We start from the raw sequence: 6,595 nt of genomic DNA on the forward strand, positions 1-6,595 counted from the left end.
GTCCAGTGTAGAGGGCGTCACGGCCCCTCTTCTCAGGCCCCTTCCCGCTAGACTGCCCCTGTGAAACGCGCCCTGCTGATTCTCACGGCCCTGCTGACCCTGACCGCCTGTCAGGACCAGGAAGCCAGCACCACCGATACCTCCGCCAGCCAGACCGAGGAAGCCCAGACCGACACGCCCGCCACGGAAGAGACCGCAGCGGAGACCGAGGAGGCGAACGCCGAGGACGAGGCGGCCACCGAGAGCGCCGACGCCGAGGCCAATGCCGAGAAGGTCACCGAGCCCGGCCCGGTTCCGGCGGGCTATACCCTGGTCCCCGCGCTCTCGGAGAAGCCCGTGCGCGAGTACAAGGCCGAGCCCGACTTCGCCCTGGAAGAGGGCAAGGACTACTACGCCCTGATCGACACGACCAGGGGGCAGATTCTCGCCGACCTGTACGAGCAGGAGACGCCCGTCACGGTGAACAACTTCGTGACGCTGGCCCGCAACCATTACTACGACGGCATCAAGTTCCACCGCGTCATCGAGGACTTCATGGCGCAGACCGGCGACCCGACAGGCACCGGCAGCGGCGGCCCCGGCTACCAGTTTGCCGACGAGTTCCGCACCGATCTGACCTTCGATGCCCCCGGCATCCTGGCGATGGCGAACAGCGGCCCGGCGACCAACGGCTCGCAGTTTTTCATCACCTTCGCCCCCACCGACTTCCTGAACGGTAAGCACACCATCTTCGGCAAGGTGGTGCAGGGCGACGACGTGCTGGGCAAATTGACCCGCACCTCCGACGCCAGCTCCGGGCAGGAGGCCCCCATCGAGGGGGTCACCCCCGACGAGATGGTCACCGTGCGGATCGTCACCAAGGGCTGATCCGCGCCACAGGGAGAGGGCCTCGCCTGCGAGTCGTGCAGGCGAGGCCCCCCCTTTGGCAGCTACTCCTCGTCCGCGAAGTACTCGAAGCGGAAGGAGCCAATCTCCACGGTGTCGCCCTCCCGCGCCCCGGCCCGCTTGAGTTCCTTGTACAGTCCCTGGCGCTTGAAGAGGCCCGAGAGATACTCGGCGGCGTCCTCCATATGGCGCGAGAAGCGGTCCAGCCGCGCCTCGAAGCCGCCGCCGTGGACCTCCCAGACCCGCTCGGGTTCGGTCTGGCCGCGCTCGGGGGGGCCTTCGCGGAAACTCAGCGTCAGGGGCTCCTCGCGCACCTCGTCGGGTTCGACCTCCAGCGCCTGGGACTGTGCCCACAGCTCGCGGTCGGGCAGCAGCTGGAAGAGGGCTTCCCGCAACCCGGGGAGTCCCGCGCCCGTCTTCGCGCTGACCGGCAGCACCGGGAGGCCGAACCCGGCCAGCTCGTCCTCCACCATCGCCACGAGGTCGGCGTCGACCAGTTCGACCTTGTTCAGCGCGAGGGCGGCGGCGTTGTCCAGCAGGGTGGGGTCGTAGGCCCGCAGCTCGGCCTGGAGCGCCTGCAGTTCCTCCACCGGGTCGCGGGTCACGTCCAGCACATACACCAGCAGCCGGGTGCGGCTGATGTGGCGCAGGAACTCCAGCCCCAGCCCCTTACCCTCCGACGCGCCCTCGATGATGCCGGGAATGTCGGCCATCGTGAAGCGCTCGCCCGCGCCCTCGCGCTCGACCACACCCAGGATGGGGGAAAGGGTCGTGAAGGGGTAATCCGCGATGGCCGGATTGGCCCGCGAGAGCGCCGCCAGCAGGCTGCTCTTGCCCGCGTTGGGGTAGCCCACCAGCCCCACGTCCGCGATCAGGCGCAGCTCCAGCCGCACCCGCCGCTTTTGCCCCGGCGTGCCCAGTTCGGCAAAGCGCGGCGCCTGCCGGGTGCTGCTCACGAAGGTCGAGTTGCCCCGCCCGCCCAGCCCACCCCGCGCGACGACCTGCTCCTGCCCCACCCGCACGAGGTCGGCAATCACCTTGCCACTGTCGCGGTCAAAGGCGGTGGTTCCCACCGGCACGTCGATATAGAGGTCACCGCCGTCCGAGCCCTGACGCAACCTTCCCTCGCCGTAGGCCCCGTTCTCGGCCTTGAACTTGCGCCGCCCGACGAGGCGCTCCAGACTCTCCACGCCCTCGATGGCCCGCAGGATGATGCTGCCCCCGCGTCCGCCGTGGCCGCCGTCCGGGCCGCCCTTTTCCATGTACTTGGCCCGGTGGAAGCTCATGCTGCCGTCGCCGCCATTTCCGGCCACCAGCTCAATGTCCAGCACGTCACGAAATGCCATGGGGCACCTCCTTTTGTTGTCTCGTCTCAGCTTGTTATCGAGTCTCAAAAAAGCACGCCCCGCCGCGTCGCCGGGCAGGGCGTGCCGTACTGCTGGGGTTCAGTCGGCGGCGACTTGCGCCTGCACCGTCTCCACACTGATGAAACGGCCCTTCTCACCCCGGTTGGTGAAGATGACCTTGCCGTCCGTCAGGGCAAACAGGGTGTGGTCACGGCCCATGCCCACATTCGCGCCTGCCTTGAACTTGGTGCCGCGCTGCCGCACGAGGATGTTCCCGGCGACCACCACTTCGCCGCCGAACTTCTTCACGCCCAGGTACTTGGGGTTGCTGTCGCGTCCGTTCTTGGACGAACCCACGCCTTTCTTGTGTGCCATTTCAGTTCACCTCTTTTGTCGGGAAATCAGCCCTGAATGCCGGTAATCCGGATCGCCGTGTAGTTCTGGCGGTGGCCGGTGCGGCGGCGGTACTGGATGCCGCTCTTGTACTTGCGGATGTAGATCTTGGGGCCACGGCCGTGCTCGACAACCTCGGCCTGTACCGTGAACCGGCCCGCGTCCGCGCCGAAGATGGTCTGCTCGCCACCGACGAACAGGGGCGTCAGGCTCAGGGTTGCCCCGGCCTCGCCCGTGAGGGACTCCACGTACACGACGTCGCCTTCCTGCACGCGGTACTGCTTGCCGCCGCTCTGAATGATCGCAAACATCCTTACCTTCCTCCTGCCGCGCCGGGAACGCTGCCCCGGTGTCCGGCTTCTTCGCTCGCCCGGCCCGCCCAAGGACGGGGGGCGAGTCACCAGTGAAAAATCCTAGCACACCGCCCGCGCCGGAGCCACACACCGAAACATGCCGGAAGTGCCCGAACCGGGCGGGGTCTCTTCGGGGAGAGCGCCGGAACGAGCCAGTCATCACCCGCCCCCGCTGTGGGAGCGTTTTTCCGGTGATGTGCCGCTTGCGGTGTCTCTCGCGTGTCCTCGCGGTACACGCTGGCTCGGCGCTGCGGGGCCGAGTCGTCTGCCTGGGGAAAACCTCCGGGGTGGGCGACCCCTGGGGGCCGCTTTGCCTGCGGGGCAGGATAACAGAGAGGCCGCGCCCCCTCCCGCAGCCGGGGCTACCGCGCCCGGTAGATGATCCGGCCCCGCCCGTCCGTCTCCCGCGTCACTTCCAGGGGCCTGCTCAGCCCAGGATGGGTGACGACCAGCTTGCCGGAGGGTGCCCCGACCCAGTTCGGCTCGACCACGAAGGTCAGGGACATCTGGGGACCCTGCTGTTCCAGCCACACCACGTCTTTAACCGTGACCGTGCCCTGCTGCGTCTCCACGGCCGCCCCCGTGATGGGGATAAGGGTGTACTCCGGGAACGCGGCAGGTCGGTAAAACCCCCTGGTGGTGAAGGAACCCTGGAGCCTGCCCTCGATGACGAGGAGGGGAGCGCCTGCCTGCAGGTGGGCGAGCACCGGCTCCAGCCACGGGGAGAGGGTGGCGTTGAGACGGTCGGCGGCCTCCTGCGCCTGCCCCAGCGCCGCCCCCGACGGAACGGTCTGCGTGGGGGTGCGGCTTCCCAGCAGCAGTTCGAGGGGCGTCACGCCTGCTGCCACCCGCGCCTTCCACCGCAGCGGGTCGCCCTCCTGATCGAGAAGCAGCCCCGCCAGCGCCCCCAGACGGTACGCCTCGGCCGTGAGGTCCGGCCGGGCTGCCGGGAGCCCCTGGGGCAGGTACAACGCCAGCGCCGAGGCATTCCCGTCCGCCCCCTGGGTCATCAGCCCCACCCGCACCTCGAAGTAGGTCGCGCTGCCCTCGACGATATCGGTCCACTGGCTCAGGCGCACTTCCTCCGGGAACCTGGTTTTCCAGCCCTGATACAGTCCGGCGGCCTCGGTCAGCAGACGGCTGCGCCGGGCCGGGTCCGGAGTGGTGAGGGCGTCCAGCAGCCTCCCGCCCAACTCTCCCCGGTAGGCGCGGGGTTCGGCCACCACCGGGTAAGTCTGCGCCCGGCGGCTTTCCCCACCGAGGAGGCGCGTGACCTCCGGCCAGTTGTTTCCCTGCACAAAGGCGTGGAAGGTCTCGTGCACGATGAGTTGAACCCATCTCCCCTTCATCAGCTCGGGCGGCAGGCTCAGGGACGCGGCGTCGAGTCGGTAGTACGCCCGGCGCTGCGCCCGGTCATGCTCGAAGCTCAGGCCCGTGGCCTGCCGGATGGACGCGGGCAGCTCTGCCAGCGGGAAGCTCGACACCTGCCCGGACTTCAGCCGGTAGGCCGTGACACCGTCCGTGACGACCGTCTCCACCGCTGCCTGTTGGCCCCCAGGCCACGCCAGACCGTAAAAGCGCTCACGGGCGGCCAGCTCACGCGCCAGCGGACGGAGGTGCCCCTCCAGGGCGGAGAGGCTGGCTGGCGCGGCTTCCTGAGCGGCTTGACGGGCCTGAGCCGACGCAACTGGGCTGAGAGTGAGCGTCAGAAAGCCGCAGAGGAGGGCTACCGACAACCTCGTCCGGAGAGGAAGCCTCTCCCGCGCCCACGTCAGGACGACGTGCCCGGACAGCTTCATGCCCAGGGCGGTTCCCGGCGGATCGTCGAGGACCACGGGCGGGGCAGGGATCATGGGCTGATGGTAATGGGTGAGGTGTGACGGCAGGGGCAAACTTGGGTGGACCGACTCCAGAGAAACCCGCGTCCCCCTTTCCCCGTACTGGGAGACGTGATCCTCCGACTGCGCCGCATCTGGCGGGATGCCCTGACGCTGCTGCTTGCCCTGTGCGACCGCCGCACCCCCGCGCGGGCCCGGCTGGCCGCCCTGGCCGCGCTGATCTACGCCCTCAGCCCGGTGGACCTGCTGCCCGAGGCGCTGCCGCTGCTGGGGGTCGGGGACGACCTGGTGGTGGTGCCCACCGTGCTGGCGCTCGCGGCACGGGGGTTGCCCCCGGCGGTGCTGGCCGACGCTCGGGCGCGCAGTGCGGCCTTGCAGCGGCGGGCGCCGTGGCTGCTGCCCTCGCTGGGGCTGCTGTTCCTGGCCGGGGTGGTGGGGCTGGGGTGGGCCTTGCTGCGGTCCCTGGGCGCTTAACGCCCGGTTCACCGTCCCCTCTAGACTGACCCCATGCGCCTGCTGCTTGTCGAGGACGACCCCCGCATCGCCGCGCCGACGCTGGGCGCCCTGCGCGAGGCGGGCTACGCGGCGACGTGGCGGCAGACCGGGCCAGAGGGACTGGAGGAGGCGCTGGTCGGCGAATACCCGCTGGTCGTGCTGGACGTGATGCTGCCGGGCATGGACGGCTTCGAGATCGCGCGGGAGCTGCGCTCGGCGGGGTCGGAGGCGGCCATCCTCTTCCTGACGGCGCGGGGTGAACTGGAGGACCGGGTGCAGGGGCTGGACCTCGGCGGCGACGCCTACCTCGTCAAGCCGTTCGCGGTGCCCGAGCTGCTCGCCACGCTGCGGGCGCTCTCCAGGCGGGAACGGGGGGTGCCAAGTCCGCGCGTGACCTTTTCCGGTGGGCGCGGGGTGCTGGATACGGTGGCCCGGGTGGTGACCTGGGACGCGGCAGAGGTGGCCGTGACGGGGCGCGAGTACGCGCTGCTCGAAGCCCTCGCGCTGGCCCCGGACCGCTGGTTTACCCGCGAGGAACTGCTCGACCGGGTGTGGGGGCCAGAGTTCGGCGGCGAGGCCCGCATCGTGGACGTGTACGTGCGCTACCTGCGCCGCAAACTCGCGCCGGAAGCCGTGAGCAGCGAGCGGGGGCGGGGCTACCGGGTGGACAGGTGAGAGGAGAGCCTTCAGCCTTTGGCGGTCAGCTTTCCGCTTTCCGGCCCTCGCCATGCAGCTGACCCTCCGCGCCCGCCTCGCGCTGACGGCGGGGGTGGCGACCGCGCTGGCGGCCGTGCTGGTGGCAGCAGGGCTCTTTGTGGCGGTCAACCGGCTGCTGTGGATCTCGCAGGTGGCGGGGCTGCAAAGTGCGGCGAGCGCCGTACAGGTGCGGGTGGAGCGGGCGCTGGAGGAGTCGGCGCGGTCGTTCGGGGTGGAGGTGCTGTCGGCGGGGGGGCTGGCGCGGCTGGCGGACTCGGACGCGCAGACCCGCTTCCTCGAGCTCCGCGTGAGCGGTCCCGGCGGGCAGGTCCAGACGCCGCGCTTTCCCAGTGACCTGAACACCGCCCTCCCGCCGGACGTGTACGAACTGGACGGCCGCCTGCTCGCCGTGCGGCCCCTGCGGGGTGGGGGCAGGCTGGCGGTGCTCTCGGACGCCCCCGTGCTGACGGAAGCGCGGCGGGCCTTCACGAGGGCGCTGGCGTGGTTGCTGCCGCTGGTGCTGGCGCTCGCGGCGGGGCTGGGGTACGCGGTGGCCGGGCGGCTGCTGGCCCCGGTGCGGCGGCTGGAG

At 70.1% G+C, this 6,595-nt stretch carries 7 protein-coding genes and 1 pseudogene; 4 read left to right on the forward strand and 4 right to left on the reverse strand.

Features of this window, described 5'->3' with window-relative positions:
• Positions 1-60: 60 nt before the first annotated feature.
• Positions 61-867, forward strand: a complete 807-nt coding sequence (locus QOL99_RS01050; RefSeq protein WP_285520758.1) for a peptidylprolyl isomerase — start codon at positions 61-63, stop codon at positions 865-867.
• A 62-nt stretch (positions 868-929) separates the two neighbouring features.
• Here the strand turns inward: QOL99_RS01050 and obgE are convergent, their stop codons facing one another.
• From obgE to QOL99_RS01070, 4 genes are all read right to left on the reverse strand, one after another.
• Positions 930-2,231, reverse strand: a complete 1,302-nt coding sequence (gene obgE, locus QOL99_RS01055; protein ID WP_285520759.1) for a GTPase ObgE — start codon at positions 2,229-2,231, stop codon at positions 930-932.
• Positions 2,232-2,330: 99 nt separating this feature from the next.
• Complete coding sequence (gene rpmA / locus QOL99_RS01060; RefSeq protein ID WP_285520760.1) at positions 2,331-2,606, reverse strand: 50S ribosomal protein L27; 276 nt, start codon at positions 2,604-2,606, stop codon at positions 2,331-2,333.
• Positions 2,607-2,632: 26 nt separating this feature from the next.
• The gene (gene rplU, locus QOL99_RS01065) at positions 2,633-2,935 is read right to left on the reverse strand and encodes a 50S ribosomal protein L21 (RefSeq protein ID WP_285520761.1); all 303 of its coding nucleotides are present in this window, start codon (positions 2,933-2,935) and stop codon (positions 2,633-2,635) included.
• A 404-nt stretch (positions 2,936-3,339) separates the two neighbouring features.
• The gene (locus QOL99_RS01070) at positions 3,340-4,830 is read right to left on the reverse strand and encodes a hypothetical protein (protein ID WP_285520762.1); all 1,491 of its coding nucleotides are present in this window, start codon (positions 4,828-4,830) and stop codon (positions 3,340-3,342) included.
• Between the two features lie 96 nt (positions 4,831-4,926).
• Between QOL99_RS01070 and QOL99_RS01075 the strand changes: the two genes are divergently transcribed.
• From QOL99_RS01075 to QOL99_RS01085, 3 genes and pseudogenes are all read left to right on the forward strand, one after another.
• Entirely contained in the window at positions 4,927-5,289 is a 363-nt protein-coding gene (locus tag QOL99_RS01075) for a YkvA family protein (RefSeq protein ID WP_285520763.1), read from the forward strand.
• Positions 5,290-5,322: 33 nt separating this feature from the next.
• A complete protein-coding gene (locus QOL99_RS01080) occupies positions 5,323-5,985 on the forward strand; it encodes a response regulator transcription factor (RefSeq protein WP_285520764.1) in 663 nt (220 codons plus the stop codon).
• Positions 5,986-6,037: 52 nt separating this feature from the next.
• Positions 6,038-6,595: pseudogene (locus QOL99_RS01085) on the forward strand (sensor histidine kinase); the annotation flags it as partial.

It is taken from the genome of Deinococcus rhizophilus (assembly GCF_030271215.1).
Classification (GTDB): Bacteria; Deinococcota; Deinococci; order Deinococcales; family Deinococcaceae; genus Deinococcus; species Deinococcus rhizophilus.